General features: G+C 73.1%; 11 protein-coding genes. 3 read left to right on the top strand and 8 right to left on the bottom strand.

The window, feature by feature from the left end; all coding sequences use genetic code 11:
• Positions 1 to 122 precede the first annotated feature (122 nt).
• The 5 genes from ACIBCT_RS08710 to ACIBCT_RS08690 all read right to left on the bottom strand — a co-directional run bounded on the left by ACIBCT_RS08710 (position 123) and on the right by ACIBCT_RS08690 (position 6,721).
• Positions 123 to 689, bottom strand: coding sequence for a YbhB/YbcL family Raf kinase inhibitor-like protein (locus ACIBCT_RS08710; protein ID WP_399186784.1), 567 nt, complete (start codon positions 687 to 689; stop codon positions 123 to 125).
• A gap of 211 nt (positions 690 to 900) precedes the next feature.
• The gene (locus ACIBCT_RS08705) at positions 901 to 1,161 is read right to left on the bottom strand and encodes a hypothetical protein (RefSeq protein ID WP_399186783.1); all 261 of its coding nucleotides are present in this window, start codon (positions 1,159 to 1,161) and stop codon (positions 901 to 903) included.
• Positions 1,162 to 1,240: 79 nt separating this feature from the next.
• On the bottom strand, positions 1,241 to 4,879 hold the full coding sequence (locus tag ACIBCT_RS08700) for an SNF2-related protein (protein WP_399186782.1): 3,639 nt from the start codon (positions 4,877 to 4,879) through the stop codon (positions 1,241 to 1,243).
• Between the two features lie 67 nt (positions 4,880 to 4,946).
• On the bottom strand, positions 4,947 to 5,756 hold the full coding sequence (locus ACIBCT_RS08695) for an ABC transporter permease (protein ID WP_344901371.1): 810 nt from the start codon (positions 5,754 to 5,756) through the stop codon (positions 4,947 to 4,949).
• Positions 5,753 to 6,721 carry an ATP-binding cassette domain-containing protein gene (locus ACIBCT_RS08690; protein WP_399186781.1) on the bottom strand — a complete coding sequence of 323 codons (969 nt, stop codon included), beginning with the start codon at positions 6,719 to 6,721 and terminating at the stop codon, positions 5,753 to 5,755. The genes ACIBCT_RS08695 and ACIBCT_RS08690 overlap by 4 nt, the downstream gene beginning before the upstream one ends.
• A gap of 270 nt (positions 6,722 to 6,991) precedes the next feature.
• On the opposite strand from ACIBCT_RS08690, the gene ACIBCT_RS08685 reads away from it, so the two are divergent.
• Positions 6,992 to 7,600 (top strand): PH domain-containing protein, encoded by a 609-nt coding sequence (locus ACIBCT_RS08685; protein WP_399186780.1) that lies wholly within the window; start codon positions 6,992 to 6,994, stop codon positions 7,598 to 7,600.
• Positions 7,597 to 9,552, top strand: coding sequence for a PH domain-containing protein (locus ACIBCT_RS08680; RefSeq protein ID WP_399186779.1), 1,956 nt, complete (start codon positions 7,597 to 7,599; stop codon positions 9,550 to 9,552). Before ACIBCT_RS08685 ends, ACIBCT_RS08680 begins: the two co-directional genes overlap by 4 nt.
• A 113-nt stretch (positions 9,553 to 9,665) precedes the next feature.
• Here the strand turns inward: ACIBCT_RS08680 and sepH are convergent, their stop codons facing one another.
• A complete protein-coding gene (gene sepH / locus ACIBCT_RS08675) occupies positions 9,666 to 11,801 on the bottom strand; it encodes a septation protein SepH (RefSeq protein WP_399186778.1) in 2,136 nt (711 codons plus the stop codon).
• 711 nt (positions 11,802 to 12,512) lie between these two features.
• A complete protein-coding gene (locus tag ACIBCT_RS08670) occupies positions 12,513 to 13,841 on the bottom strand; it encodes a D-arabinono-1,4-lactone oxidase (RefSeq protein WP_399186777.1) in 1,329 nt (442 codons plus the stop codon).
• A 236-nt stretch (positions 13,842 to 14,077) separates the two neighbouring features.
• On the opposite strand from ACIBCT_RS08670, the gene ACIBCT_RS08665 reads away from it, so the two are divergent.
• Entirely contained in the window at positions 14,078 to 15,343 is a 1,266-nt protein-coding gene (locus ACIBCT_RS08665; RefSeq protein ID WP_399186776.1) for a lytic murein transglycosylase, read from the top strand.
• Positions 15,344 to 15,375: 32 nt separating this feature from the next.
• Here the strand turns inward: ACIBCT_RS08665 and ACIBCT_RS08660 are convergent, their stop codons facing one another.
• The gene (locus ACIBCT_RS08660; protein WP_399186775.1) at positions 15,376 to 16,338 is read right to left on the bottom strand and encodes a ferrochelatase; all 963 of its coding nucleotides are present in this window, start codon (positions 16,336 to 16,338) and stop codon (positions 15,376 to 15,378) included.
• Between the last annotated feature and the right edge of the window lie 126 nt (positions 16,339 to 16,464).

The following is a 16,464-nucleotide window of genomic DNA, read 5'->3' as shown; positions in this document are numbered from 1 at the left end:
CGACCTGCCCCCCTGCATCACCTGCGCTCGGACATTGGATCTGATTGTGTCGGACCACTATGAGCGTTGTCACACCCTAAGTGAAGAATTGGTAACCATTACTACCTCCGGTGTTCGGCCGGTCACTCGACGTGAACCGTGGTGAGCCGTCCCCAGGCGATCGTCTTGTCCGCGATGCTCTTCAGGGTCTCGTTGAGCGGCGCCCCCTTGCGGAGACGGACCCGGTCCTTCAGCGCGTAGACGGTGAAACGATAGTTCTCCTGGGCTCCGCACGGTGGGTTGTAGCCCACCCTGCCGTTCGTCGTGCTCCCCTCGACGGCCCCCGTGGGCACGCTACCCTCCGGAAGCTCGTTGGTGCGCGGATCGATGTCGAACACGACCCAGTTCACCTCGCCACCTGTCCGGGAGTTGTTGTCCACGACGATCGCGACGGACCCCGTACCCTCAGGAACGCGTGACCAACGTAGCGGAGGGTTACCGGCCGAACCGTCACACGAGTAGTCGGACGGCAGGGGGCCGCCGTCCCTGACCCGAGGGCTGGAGACGCTGATCGGTTCCAGCTGCAACCGCTCCGAGGAGGCCATGCCGCTCGCCAGCCCGCACCCCGATGACGAGACGGCGAGTGCCGCGACCACCGCCACCGTGGAGGTGTGCCGCGGGCGACGCGTAGACGTGTTCGGCTGCCCCATGCCCGATGATGCTACGCGGGTCTGGAAGATGCGCAGACCGGATCGCGAGGTTCCGCGCTGAAGAAAAGCTGTGAAAACAGACGAAATCAAGGGACAGAAGGGGTGGGAGTGAACGTCGCAACGAATTTCGTCGTCCCGTGTTCCCGGCCTGTCCTGCGACCGGACGCCGGCGGCCCATGGCCGGTCGCCGGCGTCCGCTGCTCCGGGTCGGTCAGTCCCCGCCCAGTTCCCGGTAGGGCTTTCTGAGCAGGTCCACCAGGGGGATGTGCCGTACCTTGACCGCCGGGGGTTCCAGGATCCGCAGCAGCAGGTCCGCGGGGACCGCGGTGGCGCGCGGTCGTGGCCGCACCCGGCTCAGCGGGACGCCGGGGGAGTAGAAGTCCCCGACCCGCTCGTCGAAGGGCACGTCACCCGGCTCGGGCACGCCCGTATCGCCGGTCCCGGGAGCGCGCACGTCACCCGGCTCGGGCACGCCCGTATCGCCGGACCCGCGAGCGGGCACGTCACCCGCCCTGGGAACGCCCGTCTCGCCGGACCCCGGAGTGCCCATCTCAGCTCACCGCCCGGGGGCCGAGCCGGAACAGCTCGCGCAGTCGTTCGGTGGACAGGTCGGCGATCCAGTCCTCGCCGGTGCCCACCACGCTCTGGGCGAGGGTCTTCTTGCGTTCGATCATCTCGTCGATCCGCTCCTCCAGCGTGTCGAGGCAGATGAACTTCCTCACCTGCACGTTCCGGGTCTGGCCGATCCGGAAGGCCCGGTCGGTCGCCTGGTCCTCCACGGCCGGGTTCCACCACCGGTCCACGTGCACGACATGGGCCGCGGCGGTCAGGTTGAGCCCGGTTCCGGCCGCCTTCAGCGAGAGCAGGAACAGCATCGGCTCGTCGTCGGTCTGGAACCGCTCCACCAGCGCGTCGCGCCGCTTCTTGGACAGCCCGCCGTGCAGCCAGAGCACCGGCCGGTCGAGGTGGGCGGCCAGGTAGGGCTGGAGAAGGGTGCCGAACTCGGCGTACTGGGTGAAGACCAGCGCCTTGTCGCCCTCCTCGACGATCTCCTCGGCCAGTTCCTCCAGCCGGGCCAGCTTGCCCGAGCGGCCCGCCAGCCCGGACCCGTCCCGCAGGAGCTGGACGGGGTGGTTGCAGATCTGCTTCAACCGGGTCATGGCGGCCAGGACGTTGCCGCGCCGCTCGATGCCGCTGGAGCCGTCGATCCTCCCCAGCATCTCCCCGGCCACCGCCCGGTACAGCTCGGCCTGCTCCGGGGTGAGCGTGCACCAGACCTTCATCTCCTGCTTCTCCGGCAGGTCGGTGATGATGGAGCGGTCGGTCTTGAGCCGCCGGAGCACGAACGGGCCGGTCGCCCGTCTCAGCGCCGAGACGGCGTCGGGGTCGCGCCGCGTCTCGATCGGTTCCTGGTAGCGCGTCCTGAACCGCCTGGCAGGGCCGAGCAGCCCGGGATTGCAGAACTCCATGATGGACCAGAGCTCCGAGAGGTGGTTCTCCACCGGTGTGCCGGTCAGCGCCAGCCGGGTACGGGCGGGAATGGACCGCACCGCCCTGGACTGCCGGGCCGAGCTGTTCTTGATCGCCTGCGCCTCGTCGCAGACCACCCGCTCCCACCGGAGCGCCGCGAGCGCGCCCAGGTCCCGCAGCGCGGTGCCGTACGTGGTGATGACCAGGTCTGCCTCGCGAACCGCGGCGGCCAGCTCCTCGTCACGCCGGCGCGCGCCACCGTGGTGGACGTACACGCGGAGCGAGGGGGCGAAGCGGGACGCCTCCTTCTGCCAGTTGCCGATCAGCGACATGGGACAGACCAGCAGCGTCGGCCCGGGCACCCCGTCCCCACCGGGCCGTCCGCTCCCGCTCGGCGGTGCGCTCTTCCCGAGGGCGGTGCTCTCGCCGGGGTGTTCGTTCCCACCGGGCCCTTGGCCCCTACCCGGGTGTTCGCTCTCGCCCGGCCGGACGCCCTCGCGTTCGGAGAGCAGGAGGGAGAGGGTCGAGACGGTCTTGCCCAGTCCCATGTCGTCGGCGAGGATGCCGCCGAGGCCGAGCCCGGACAGGAAGCTCAGCCACGACAGGCCGCGTTCCTGGTACGGGCGCAGCTCCCCCCGCAGGGTGCGCGGGGTGGGGACGGGTGTGAGGCGGCGGTCGGCCTCGCCGGAGAGCAGGTCGCCCAGCAGGCCATGGGCGTCCACGGCGACCAGCGGCAGCTCCTCGTCACCGCCCTCCACGACCTCCCGGATCACCTCGCCGATGGTCCGTTCCCCGCCGTGCCGCTCGACCACCTTCAGCGCGGCCTTGATCTGCAGGTCGTCCAGTTCCACCCAGCGTCCCCTGACCCGTACCAGGGGGACGCGGAGCGCGGCGAGCTCGGCCAGCTCCTCGGCACCGATCGTGTGGTCGCCGATGGTGACGTCCAACCGGACGCTCACCCGGTCGTCGAGACCGGATTCCCCATACCCGGATCCCGCACGGCCGGATCCCGTGTCACCAGCGGATCCGTGCTTCACAGGTTCGGACCCGTCGTGCCCGGCCCCGTCGTGTCCGTCGGTGGGCCGGTGGTCGTCGGCGAGCGGACGGGTGGTGAGCTTGAGTCCGAGCCCCTGGCGACCGGCCCAGGCGGGTAGCCGCACGCCGTACCCCGCCGCCCGGAGCATGGGCGCGCCGTGACGGAGGAACGAGAACGCCCATGCGGTCTCGACCGTCAGACCGGTCGGCAGGGGGGCGCGCAGTGCGATGTGCAGATCGGGATGGAGCCGCACGGCCCGGGTGAGGCCGGTACGGAGCACCTCCTCGGGTCGCTCGGGCAGCCAGGGCGCCCGCTCCCCGGCCCGGATGCGCTCGGCCGACAGGTGGCGGGCGGGGCCACGCCCGTCGCGTCCTTCGCCGGACCCACCGGCCCGGCCGGTCTCGGGGGCTTCGCGAACGCCACCGGACGCCGGGGAACCACCGCTCTGGCCGCTCTCGCCGTTCTCGACGGTCTCGACGGTCTCGACGGCTCCGTTGGCCGAGTCGCCCGTGTCGTTCGGGATGCTCGTCTCGCTCGCCGGAGCGAGGCCGAACTCGACATGCCAGGAATCCTCGTCCTCGGCGGGCTCGATCAGCCGGAAGCAGACCCGCACCGGGCCCTCCAGCTCGTGCGCGGAGTCGAGCCAGCCGGTCAGGGCCTCGCCGAGCGCCACGGCCTCGGCCGGTCTCGCACCGGGGAGCAGGGCGTCGTCGCCGGTCAGCGCGTACAGCCAGCGGTCGGGGAGGGCCGTCCTGAGTCCGGGACGGGAACCGAGGATCAGGCGGCCGGGCAGCGACAGCCGTACCGCGCCGTCGGTCAGGCCGTCCAGCAGCTCGCCCAGCACCTGCGCCGACGACCTCTCGTGCGCGACCGCCCTGCAGACCGGCGGCATCGCGGCGGCCAGGCCGGGCAGGGCGGACCGGTCGGTGCCGGTGAGCACCGGCCGCCATCGGGCGGCGTGCACGTCGCCCTCCATGACGAGCTGCGGCAGCACCCGGCCGCGCCGGACCAGGTCCCGCGCGTGCTCGGCCACCACGGCGAGATACCGGAGCGAGAGGGCGGGCTCCCAGACCGGGTCGTCGGCGTCGTTCCCGTCCCCGGAGGGGAGGGAGGAGGCGCTTCCCGAGGCGAGGGCCGGTAGCGAGCCGAGCAGCCGGAGCGCGTCGGCCGGCTGGAACAGCAGAGCGGGGATCCGCCAGGGGGAGATCTTCGGTTTCCGCGCCCTGCTCGACAGGCCGGACTCCGGGGAGGGGAGCGGACCCGAGGCCGAACCGGGGAGCAGGACGGTCAGCTCCCGCTCCTCGACGGCGCCCGCCATGCCCGTGAACCCCGCGACGAGCCCGTCGCCCCCGCCGCCGGTGATCGCTGAGGCGACCGGGACGGCCGGGGCGGGGGAGGAACCCGGGACGGCAGGGGAGGCCCCGTGAGGGGTCGTCCCGCCCTCGCGGGGTGTCTCCGGGGCACCGGGGAGGACCCCACCGGAAACTTCGCTTAGCGTCCCATCTGGGGATTCTTGTGAGGAATCGCCCAGAATCAGGTTCACGGTGGCGGCGAGCACGGTCGTGGACGCGGCGAACGGGTGCCCCCGGAGCAGGGCGCGGGAGGTGGACGCCAGCGCCCGGGAGGTGTCCTCCGCCCAGATCCCGAGCGACCCGTCCACCCACACCCCGTGAACCACGAGCACGTGACCACCCCTGCTTCAGAATCGCCTGTGATGGACGGGTCCGGCCCCCGCTCCGCCCGCGAACAGACTAGACGTGGCTGCGGAAGGCCCGGATCGCCAAGGGAGCGAACACCACGGCGAACGCGACGGCCCACAGCAGCGAGAAGAGCGTGGCGCTGCCGACGTCACCGCCGATCAGCAGACCGCGGATGGCGTCGGCCAGGTGCGTGACCGGGTTGATGTCCGACCAGGTCTTCAGCCAGGAGGGGAACGTGTCCGAGGGCACCAGCGCGCTGCTGGTGAAGGTCAGCGGCATCATGGTGGAGAAGCTGATCATCTGCACCTTCTCCGGGTTGGAGGCCTTCAGCCCGATCAGCACCGCCATCCAGGACATGGCCAGGGCGACCACGACCAGCAGGGCGAGAGCGCCCAGCAGGCCGAAGACGCTGGTGGTGACCCGGAACCCCAGCACCATGCCGAAACCGATCAGCAGGGCGAAGGCCCACACCTGCTTGACGGTGTCGGCGATGATCCGGCCGGACAGCGGCGCGGTGCGGGCGATGGGCAGGCTGCGCAGCCGGTCGAAGACGCCCTTGGTGATGTCGGTGTTGAGGCCGATCGCGGTGGACAGCGTGTAGAACAGGGCGTTCTGCACGAGCAGGCCGGGCAGGGCGAACTGAAGGTAGTCGCCGGTGGAACCGGAGATGGCACCGCCGAAGACGTAGGTGAACAGCAGCAGGAACATGATGGGCTGGATGCTCAGGTCCAGCAGTTCCCACGGGTTGTGCTTGATCTGGACCAGGCTGCGCCAGGCCAGCGTCATGGTCTGCTGCAGGGTGGCCAGCGGGGTGACGCGCTTGGCGGCCACCTGCGGGATGGTCGTCGTCAGCGTGGTCATGCGAAGGCCTCTTCCTTCTCGGTGGTGTCCTCGTCCTCGGGCCGGTGACCGGTGATGGAGAGGAAGACCTCGTCCAGGCTGGACTTGCGCAGCGCGAGCTCGGACGCGACGACCCCCTGGTCGTCCAGGCGCCGCACGATCACCGGGACGGCGGCCGGGTCGTGCACCGACGCGGTCGCCCTGCCCCCGCTGAGGTCGGGCGCCTCGCCCAGCACGTCGGTCAGCACCTGCCCCACCAGCGGCAGGTGCTCGGGCCGCAACGGGCGCACCTCGAGGACCTGGGCGCCGGTGGTGGCCTTGAGCTCGTCGGAGGTTCCGGAGGCGATGACCTTGCCGTGGTCGAAGACGATGATGTCGTCGGCGAGCTGGTCGGCCTCCTCCAGGTACTGCGTGGTGAGCAGCACGGTGACGCCGTCGGCCATCAGGCCGCGCACCACGCTCCACAGCTCGGTGCGGCTGCGCGGGTCGAGGCCGGTGGTGGGCTCGTCGAGGAAGAGCACCTGCGGCCGCCCGACCAGGCTCGCGGCCAGGTCGAGACGCCGCCGCATGCCGCCGGAGTAGGTCTTGGTGGCCCGACCGCCGGCGTCGGAGAGGTCGAAACGCCTGAGCAGCTCGCTCGCGCGGGCCCGGGAGTCGGCACGGGGCATGCCCAGCAGGCGGCCGATCATCATCAGGTTCTCGAAGCCGGTGAGCATCTCGTCGACGGCGGCGTACTGGCCGGTCAGGCCGATCATCGAGCGCACCTGGTGGGCCTGGCGCGTCACGTCGTACCCGCCGACGGTGGCGGTGCCCGCGTCGGGGCGGAGCAGCGTCGCCAGGATGCGCACCGCGGTCGTCTTGCCGGCCCCGTTGGGCCCCAGCACGCCCAGCAATCGCCCCGGGGGCACGAGGATGTCCACCCCGTCCAGGGCGCGGGTCGCCCCGTAGTGTTTCACCAGGCCTTCGGCCTGTATGGCATATGTCATCGTCTGAGCCCTTCCGTCGTGATGGACCTCACAGCATGTACCGTCCCACCGACATTTTCCGGCCTTCGGTTCGTTCGCCCTTGCCCTGTTCGCGCCCTGGCCCCGATCCGTCCCCGGCCTGTTCACGCCCGGTTCCGCCCGCCCTGCGGGGAGACGGGAGGCGAGGCGCTCGGACGGGCGCTGCGTCCGTGGTTCCGGGACCGTTCCAGCGGCCGTCGTCCGGGACCCGGCCGGGCCGTCCACCGGGACAAGACCGTTTAGGCTGGCAGCGTGAGTGACCGAGCCGATGAGCACAGCACCGCCTCGCAAGAGGCGCGGGCGTCCGAGCGTTCGGTCGAGCGCCGCCGGGGCGGCCCCGGACGTGACCGTTTCTCCCTGCGGGATCCCGCCAATCCCGTCTCGCGCAAGGCCATCGCCATGTGGCTGCTGGAGGGGTTGTTCTGGTCCGTCGTGCTGGCCGTCGGCTCGTACCTGCTCGCCCGGTGGATCGACGGGGATCGCTGGTCATGGCTGCCCGCCTGGGTGCTCGACAACATCTGGTGGCTGCCGGGGGTGATCGTGGTGCTGCTGATCCCCGGGCTGTTCATCGAGCCCTTCTGGCGGTACGCCGTGCACCGGTGGGAGTTCAGCCAGGACGTGGTCTACGCGCGTTCCGGCTGGATCAGCAGGGAGTGGGTGTTCGTCCCGGTCAGCAGGATCCAGACGGTCGACAAGGCGCAGGGCTGGATCGAACGCATGCTGGGCCTGGCCACGGTGGAGATCCGCACCGCCTCGCACGCGGGCTCGTCCACGATCAAGGGCCTCGACTACGCGGTCGCCGCCGAACTGGCCGAAGGGCTCGCCCGCCGTGCGGAAGAGCTCAGGGACGACGCGACGTGACCGGATCCGACGCCGACCGTCCCCCGATCCGGCAGCCAGGCCCGGACGCGCCCGCCGGCCGTCCCCCGGCCGAGAGTTCCGGCCCGGACGCCCCCGCCGATCGTCCCCCGGCCGAACGTCCCGGCCCGGACGCGCCCGCTGACCGCTCACCGGCCGAGCACCCCGCTCCGGACGTCACCGCTGGTCGCCCCCCGGTCGTGTCCTCCGGCCCGGCCGTCACCGCGGGCCACGGGCTCGCCGCCCCGCCCCCCGGGGCCGCCTTCGCTCCGGCACCCGGGCCCGGCGGCCTCCCGCAAGGGCCGCAGGGGCCCGGGGGGCCGGAGACGGAGAACCTGGAACCGCCGACCGGCGCGCCGTTGCGGCTCAGCCCGAAGGTGCTGCTGACCGACCCCATCCGGATGCTGCCCTCGCTCCTGTTGCCGCTGGCCGGAGTGCTGTTCATCGGCGGGTTCTCGCCGGGGTCGTTCGTGTGGGCGGCGCTGGGCGTCGTCGGCTCCGTCGCGTTCGCGGCCGTGCGCTGGGCGACCTTCACGTACCAGATCGTGGGCGATCGTCTGGAGCTCACCCGGTCGCTGATCAGCAGGTCGGTGCGGACCATCCCGCTGGAGCGGATCCGCGGTGTCGACGTCAGCGCCCCGCCGCTGCACCGCCTGCTCGGCATCTCCGTCCTGCGGATCGACACCGGCGCGGGCGGCGAGGACAAGCAGGAGGGCGAGCTCGACGGGGTGACCGTCGAGGAGGGGGAACGCCTCAAGGCCGTGCTGCTCTGGCACGCGCGCGCCCGGACGGCGAGACGCGCCCAGGCGCGCGGGACGGTCCAGGCGACCGGCCAGGCGAGTGCGGAGGCGCTCACGGCCGACGTGCCCGCGGGGCCGGGAACGTCCGCCGGGGCCGGGACGGTCCATCACGAGGTGGGGGACACCACCCCGGAACGGGTCTTCTTCGTCCTGCCCCGCAAATGGCTCGTCTACGGACCGCTCTCCGGCTCCTACCTGCTGACCCCCTTCGCGCTGGTGGCCGGTGCCGTGGGCCTGGCGTTCCAGTGGGGTACCGAGTTCGGGGTCGACAGGCGGGTCGTGGTCGGCGCGGGGGAGTGGCTCTGGGAGCATCCGCCCCTGCTCATCGCGGCCCTGGTCCTGCTCGTCCTGGCCATGCCGGTGGTCGGGGTGATCATGTACGCGGTGTTCAACTGGGACTTCAGCCTCCGCGCCAGAGAGGGGTACCTGGTCGCCGGCCGCGGCCTGATCACGCGCCGGAGCGTGTCGCTGGAACGGCGCAGGGTGCGAGGGTTCGAGTTCGTCCAAGGGCCGGCCGAGCGCGGCGCCGGACTCGCCCGCGCGTGGGCGATCGTGACCGGCCTCGGCGACTCGGAGACCCGGGGACAGCTGCTGCCGGTGGCACCGAAGGACATCGTGCTCGACGTGGTGGGCGAGGCCATCGGCTCGATCACCACCGACCTGCGGCCGCACCCGGTCGCGGCGCGCAGGCGCAGGCTGTTCCGGGCGATCTTCCCCTGGCTGGTGATCGCCGCCTGCGCGGTGACGGCCGCCGTGCTCTGGTCCGGGTTCTGGTGGGTGCTCGCGGTGCCGGCGCTGATCCTCACGGTGCTGGGCGTCCCGCTCGGCCTCGACCGCTACCGCTCCCTCGGCCACACCTACGACGGTACCCGGCTGTCGGTCAGATCGGGGTCGCTGCGCCGTTCCCAGGCGGTGATCGAGGAGCGGGCCGTGGTCGGCTGGACCCTGAGCCAGACCTGGTTCCAGCGCCGCGTCGGCCTGCTGACCGTGACCGCGGGCGTGGGAGCCGGCAGCGGCGGCTATGCCGCCATCGACGTCGGGGAGGCCGAGGGTCCCGCCTTCGCCGCCGAGGTCACCCCCGCCTGGATCACCCCGTTCCTCGCTCCCGGTACGCCGTCGCCCGCCGAGCGGACCGGGGCGTCCGGACCGCGCTGACCGTCCGTGCCGACCGTCCACGCCGCTCCCGCCGCCGTCCGGCGGTCCCCGGAACGGCCGGTGTACGCGAGAGGGGGTGACCGGACCCCGGCCACCCCCTCTCGCGCGACGCGTCAGTCCTGGCGCCGGGCGCCGAACATGATCTCGTCCCAGGTGGGCACCGAGGCGCGCCGTCCCCGGGACTTCTTGGCCGGTCGTGCCGGTGCCGGGGCCGGCTTCGGCGGCTCCGCGGGCTTGGGCGGCTCCACGGGCTTCTCCGCGGCGGGCTTGTCGGCCTTCGTCTCCTGGGTTCCCGCGGGGTCCGCCTCCGGTGTCTCCGGGTCGGTCCTGGCCGGCTCGTCCACACTGACGCGTGCCGCGGGTACGGCGATCGGCCCCTCCTGGACGGCCGGTCCGGCCGGTGCGGGGGAGTCCTCCGTGGTGGCGGGACGTTCCGCGGCGGGTTCGGACACGACAGGTTCGGACACGACAGGTTCGGACACGACAGGTTCGGATGCGACAGGTTCGGATGCGACAGGTCCGGGCGTGACGGGTTCGGGCGTGACGGGCTCGGACGCGGGAGGCGCGGGAGAGCCGGACGCGGAGGGCCCGGTGGACGCGGTGGACGCGGTGGACGCGGTGGCCCCGGACGTGCCGGGACGCTCCCCGGCGGGCGCGGACGCGGCGGGTCCGGACACGGCGGTCTCGGACGCGGCAGGCTCGGACGCGGCGAGCTCGGAGGGGGCGGCCTGTTCCGCCGGGGTCACCGCGGGGGAGGGCGCGTCGTCGGCGCCCCCGGTGGCCTTGGCGTCCCCGGCGACCTCCGGGCCCCGGACGGTCTCCTCCCGCTTCGGAGCCTCCTCCCGTCCCGGCGTCTCCGCCTGCTTCGGGGCCTCCGTCACCGGGCGGGTCGCGGGCTCCGGCGTGACGGCCGGAGCCGGTACCGGCTCCGGCGCTGCGGGCGCCTCGGCCACGGGAGGCCGGGCGGGCGCGACGACGTCCCGCGGGGTGGCCGCCGCGGGCGGACCGGTCACGGGCGACGCCGTGGACGGCCCGGCCACCGGTGACGGTCCGGGCGAGCCGGCCGCGGGCGGTGCGGTCGCGGGCGGCGCGGCCGGGGAGGGCCCGGCCACGGACGGCTCGGCCACAGACGGCTCGGCCGCCGTCACGGCGGCCTGGGGAACGAACGGTGGGGAAACGGGCGGCGTGAGGTCCGGCTCCGGGGACGCGGGCGGCCCGTACACGGCCGGCTCGTACGGAGCGGGCTCGGGCGGGGCGACCGGCTCGGGCAGCACCGGCTCCGGGGGCCGCACCTGGGTGACGGCGTCGGTGCCCTGGGCGGCGGCGGAGGCGTGCTCCGCGGTCCTGTCCGGAGGCTGACCGGCGGTGTCGGGGGCGCGCAGCGGCGGCACCGAGACCCTCGGCGCCTCGTAACCGGCCGGGAGCGGGGGCATGGGCGGTTGCTGATAGGCCGCGGGCGGCGTGGCGGGGGCCGGCGCCGGGGTCGCCGGCGCCGTCGGGGGCTCGACCTGGGCGTAGGCGGGCCGGGCCGGGGCCTGCGGCTCGTGCCGCAGGACCGAGGGAAAGGCCACCGGTGGCTGGTGCAGCGACTCCGACGCCAGCGACGGCACCGGGGCGAGCTTGGCCACGCGCGGCACGAACGGCGTGACCGTGCTGTCCTCGACCGGATCGGCGTCGTCCCCGCTGGAGAGCCGCAGGGCCTCGTCGTCGTGGGGCGTGATGTGGCGCCGGCGCGGGTCGAAGATCCACTCGGCGTTGCGCGTGTGACCGTTCCACACGAAGCCGAGCTTGATGCGCCACATGTTGTCGTCCCGCTTGGCGGAGTCCCACTCGATCTCGTCGGCGGGGACGCCGCGGCGGGTCAGCCGCTCGACGACCAGGTCGCCGAGGGTGGGACCGGGAGCGGAGTCGCCGGGCAGGCGCACGGCGCAGCGCTGCGCCTGCTGTGCCATGTACTCACGTTCCTGGAGCACGGGACCCTCGAACCATCGCACGCGCTCGACCGGGATGCCCGCCGTGTTGGCGATCTCCTCCGCGGTCTCGCCGGCACGGATCCGGGCCTGGATCTCCTTGGGGCGCAACGGACTCTCCACTTCGATCTCGTACTGGCCGAGACGGGAGAAGTTGCCGCGGACGGCAGCACGGAGCCGGTCGTCGACGGGCAGCGTGAACCGGGTACCCCGGCCGGCCGTCGCCAGCACGAGATAGGTCCCGTCCTCACTCACCGCGACGAGTCGGAGCTCCTGCATGCGAGTCCCTTCGTCGTCGTGCTCAATCTTCCCCCGGACCCTTGAGTCTCTCGCGTGTGCCGGTTGCCTGCCAGCACCGTACCCGGCATGTCCGAACATCGCCTTCCTGGATGGGGCTCGCAGCGATGTGACGCCGGTCACATTTGCTCCATTCATCTGATTACAGGGCACCTGTCTGGAGCAGCGACTTCGGGGTCCTGCAGGGATTCTCACGGATAACTCCGGGAACCGCTGCGGACTTCCGCCAATAACCGGGAGACGGCCGTGATGCCGGTCCGCCGATCCGGGCGGGACGGGACGCGGTCGCGGTGTCGCGGCAGGGCCCGTCGTCGCGCTCCGTGACGACGGACCGTGACGGGGACGGCGGGCATGGGCGGGGAGAGGGCGGGCATGGGCGGCGGGAGAGGATCATCTCCAGCGGACTCCCTCGGGGTCGAGTGGCGCGGGCCCCTGCGAATCTGCCCCCCGCGCGGGCCGGGGCAACGACGGACACGCGGACGCGTCGTTCTTCGAGTGAGCCTTTGCGCCGCCCTTTACCGAGACCTTGTGGGAGGGGCCGGTCCGCCCCGGGCGCGAGCACCGGTCCACCTCGGGCGCGAGCACCGGTCCGCCGGAGGTGAACGTGCCGGTCCACCGGGGAGAGCGCCGCTCCACCCGGGGCGGGAGCACAGGTCCGCCGGGGGCCGAGGCGGGGTCCGGACCCCGGCCCCGCTACGCCGCCGGGACCCGTCCCAGGACGGTGTCGAGATGGTCGTTGGCGAACGTGCCCGCCGGGTCCAGGGCGTCCCGTACCGCCAGGAAGCCGGCGAAGCGGGGGTAGACCGTGGCGAGGTAGGCGGCGTCGCGGGTGTGCAGCTTGCCCCAGTGCGGCCGTCCCCCCAGCGCCGTCATGATCTCCTCGACGCCCTCGAAGTAGGCGGGGTTGGGCGTCGGCCGGTAGACGTGGCAGGCGATGTAGGCCGACCGCCTGCCGTAGGCGGTGGACAGCCAGGCGTCCGAGGCCGGGGAGACCCGCACCTCGACCGGGAAACTGATCTTCCAGTCGCGCCGTGCCAGCAGGTCGCGGACCTCGGCGAGGGCCCGGCCGAGGTCCTCGTACGCGATGGCGTACTCCATCTCCAGAAAGCGCACGTCCCGCACGCTGGCGAAGACCCGGTGCGAGGCGTCGGTGTGGGTGGAGGCCGACAGCGCCGCGGCCGAGAGGGCGTTGAGCCGGGGGATGGCGCCGGGGAAGCGTGCGCCGATCCCGCAGAGCGCGCCGAACAGGGTGTTCTCCATGAGGTGGTTGTCGAGCCAGTACTTCAGCGCGCCCGGTGGCCGGGCCGGTCCGGGGCTGCGGTTGTTGCGCTTGGTCAGGCAGGTGTCGGTGTGCGGCAGCCAGAAGAAGTCCAGGTGCTCGTTGCCGTCGGCCAGTTCCTCCAGCGAGGCGAGGATCGAGGTCAGCGTCCTCGGCTCGCGGGTGCTGCGCAGCAGGAAGGACGGCTCGGTCCGGAACGTCACCGAGGTCACCACGCCGAGCGCGCCCAGGCCCACCCTGGCCGCGTCGAACAGGTCCCGCTCGGCCACCCCCCGGATCACGCCGTCGCCGTCGGCGCGGACCGTGACGACCTCCCCGTCGGCCAGCACCAGCTCCAGGGCCAGCACCTGGTCGGCCAGGCCGCCGACGTCCCGCCCGGTGCCGTGGGTGCCGGTCTGGACGGCCCCGGCCACGGTCTGGGCGTCGATGTCGCCCATGTTGGCCAGGGCCAGGCCGCGACGGTGCAGCTCCGCGTTGAGCGCGCGGATCGTGGTGCCCGCCCCGGCCGTCACCCGGCCGTCCCCGGCGGCGTGGATCCCGGCCAGCGCGCCGGGGCGCAGCAGCAGGCCGTCGGTCAGGGCCACCCCGGTGAACGAGTGCCCGCTGCCGATCATCCGCACCCGGCGGCCCGCCGCCGCGGCGTCGCGGACGGCTCGCGAGACCTCCGCGGCGTCGGCGGGGGTGCGGATCTCCGCGGGGGTGGCGGACTGGTTGCGGGCCCAGTTGCGGAAGGTCTCGGGCATGCTCGCTCCTGCCCCGCGGGTCTGGCCGGGCCCGGGGCGCGGGGCTCCCGGATGCGAGACGACCCGCCCGCGGCACGCGGGTCGTCGCCGGTCCACCGGCTCCGTCAGCGAATATGAAGAGTACTCACGATTGACCGTGGACGACAGGGGGACGCGGCCGGACGGGACCCCGGGCCGGCGGGTGATTTTCCCGGCAACGGTCTCTCCGGCGGCGCGCGGGAACTAGTGTGAGCGCAGTGTCACGTCTTCCCGGGTTGCGGTTCTTCGTCCCTGCGATGGTGATCCTGACCGCTCTCGTCGCTCTCGGCGCGGTCCTGCTCCTGCTGATCGTCCCCGGCGTCCCCCCGGCCCCCCGCGCCGCCGACGCCGGTGTCCGGGACCTGGCGGCGATCGAGCCGATCGCCACCGCCGCCCCCTCCACCCCGGCCGCGGAGCCGAGGACCGAGCCCGCCTCCGAGCCCGCCTCCGAGGTCGTCCCCACCCCGCCCCGGCTGATGGTCGTCTCCCGCTCGACGCTGACCGAGCGGACCCGGGCCGGCATCTCCCGGCTCAGGTACGTCCGCAAGATCGACGTCTTCGACGGGGGAGTGGTCAAGGTGGCCGGGGTGGGACTCAACCTCATCGCGGTGGACCCCGCCCGCTTCCGGGCCTGGACCCCCGACGGCGTCGCCGCCCAGCCCGCGCTCTGGAGCGCCCTCGCGGCCGGGGACCTGGTCGCCGACAGCTCGGCGGCACGCCGCCTCGGCCTGGTCCTGGGCTCGCACTACCAGGTGGACGGCGGTCCCCGGCTGCGCGCCGCGGCCGCGGCGTCCTTCGGGCTGCCCGGCGTGGACGGCATCGTGGCCGAGGAGACCGGTCGCCGCCTGGGCCTGCTGCCGGGAGTGGCGATGCTGGTGCACGGGCCGCAGAAGGCCACCGCCCTGCTCAGGAAGCGGGTGGGCAGGCTGCTGGGCCCCGGTTCCCAGGTGGTCGCCGTCGGCCGCGCGACCGGTGCCGCGACCGCCCGCAAGGCCGGTGGTGAGAAGGCCGCGAGCGCCGACGGCGGGACCGGGTCCACCCGCGACGACACGGGCGCGGGCCCGGCCGCGACCGGCGAGAAGGCCAGGCGGGTCGCGGTCGGCAGGCCTACGAGCTACCTGGAGCTCTACCGGAGGTCGGCCGGGGTCTGCCCGGGGCTCTCCTGGACGGTCCTGGCCGCGATCGGGCAGGTGGAGAGCTCGCACGGGCGCAACAACGGCCCGTCGTCGGCGGGCGCGCAGGGCCCCATGCAGTTCATGCCCGCCACCTGGAAGGCCTACGGGGTGGACGGCGACGGGGACGGCGTGGCCGACATCTGGAGCCCCTACGACGCGGTCCCCTCGGCGGCCAACTACCTGTGCGCCAACGGGGCCGGCCAGGGCGGCAAGAAGCTGGAGAAGGCAATCTGGTTCTACAACCACTCCTGGTCCTACGTGGCCAAGGTGATGGCCGTCTCCCGGGGGTACGCGGCCGCGTACCCCTGAGAGGCCGCCCGGGCGCGGAGTCCTCTCGCAGGTCAGCCGGGACGGCGCCGGGGCGCCGGGCAGCAGGTGGCCGGGCAGGCCAGGGGCTCCGGCTCGGCGATCAGCTCGCCGACCATCGAGACGAACCTCGGGTGGACGCCCGCCGTGGCCGCCCGCACCAGCGGCAGGCCGATCCGCTCCGCCGTCTCGGCGGCCTCCACGTCGAGGTCGTAGACGACCTCCATGTGGTCGGAGACGAAACCGATCGGCACCAGCACCACCGCCGGGGCGTCGATCTTCTCCAGGTGGTCGCAGACGTCGGGCTCCAGCCACGGGATGTGCGGCGCGCCGCTGCGGCTCTGCCAGACCAGGTCCCAGGCCCGGTCCCCGCCCACCGCGTCGGTGATCAGCGCGGCCGCCCGGCGCAGCTGCGCCTCGTACAGCCCGCCCTCGGGCCCGGCCGTCCCGGCCATCGAGACCGGGATGCTGTGCGCGGTGAAGACCAGCCGCGCGCCCTCGCGCACCCCGGCCGGAAGGCGGTCCAGCGCCTGGCGGGCGTGGTCGGTCATCGCCGCCAGGAACCCGGGGTGGTCGAAGTAGTGACGGAGCTTGACGATCTCCGGCGCCCCCTCCACCGCGGCCCGGGCACGCGCGATGTCGTCGCGGTACTGACGGCAGGCCGAGTAGGAGCCGTAGGCCGAGGTGACGAAGGCCGCGGCCCTGCGCACACCGTCGTCGGCCATCCGGCGGACCGTGTCCTCCAGGAACGGGTGCCAGTTGCGGTTGCCCCAGTAGATCGGCAGATCGACGGTGGACCGCACGGCCTCGATCAGGTCGCGGCACTGGTCGTTGATCGGGCTGGCGCCGCCGAGGCGCTGGTAGTGCTCCTCGACCTCCAGCAGCCGCTCGCGCGGGACGCCGCGGCCCCGCACCACGTTCTCCAGGAACGGCATCACGTCGTCCGGTTTCTCCGGTCCCCCGAACGAGACGACGAGAAGTGCGTCGTAATTCCCCATGGCATTCATCAAACCGCATGCCGGGGTGTCCTCTCGCATGCTCACCATGGGTAGTTCGTCACCCGGGGCCCGGCGGATGCATGCCGGAGATCCGAGGTTGAAGAACGATCGCCGGGTAGGTTCGAA

This window comes from Streptosporangium sp. NPDC050855 (assembly GCF_044456585.1).
In the GTDB taxonomy this organism is placed as follows: Bacteria; Actinomycetota; Actinomycetes; order Streptosporangiales; family Streptosporangiaceae; genus Streptosporangium; species Streptosporangium longisporum.
Note: the sequence above shows the minus strand (reverse complement) of the source record. Positions and strands in the feature narration are given on the sequence as shown.

Bases quoted from the DNA above. Each gene is read 5' to 3' on its own strand.
- ACIBCT_RS08695 (WP_344901371.1), bottom strand. From the start codon at position 5,756: ATGACCACGCTGACGACGACCATCCCGCAGGTGGCCGCCAAGCGCGTC.
- ACIBCT_RS08690 (WP_399186781.1), bottom strand. From the start codon at position 6,721: ATGACATATGCCATACAGGCCGAAGGCCTGGTGAAACACTACGGGGCG.
- ACIBCT_RS08670 (WP_399186777.1), bottom strand. From the start codon at position 13,841: ATGCCCGAGACCTTCCGCAACTGGGCCCGCAACCAGTCCGCCACCCCC.
- ACIBCT_RS08710 (WP_399186784.1), bottom strand. From the start codon at position 689: ATGGGGCAGCCGAACACGTCTACGCGTCGCCCGCGGCACACCTCCACG.
- sepH (WP_399186778.1), bottom strand. From the start codon at position 11,801: ATGCAGGAGCTCCGACTCGTCGCGGTGAGTGAGGACGGGACCTATCTC.
- ACIBCT_RS08660 (WP_399186775.1), bottom strand. From the start codon at position 16,338: ATGGGGAATTACGACGCACTTCTCGTCGTCTCGTTCGGGGGACCGGAG.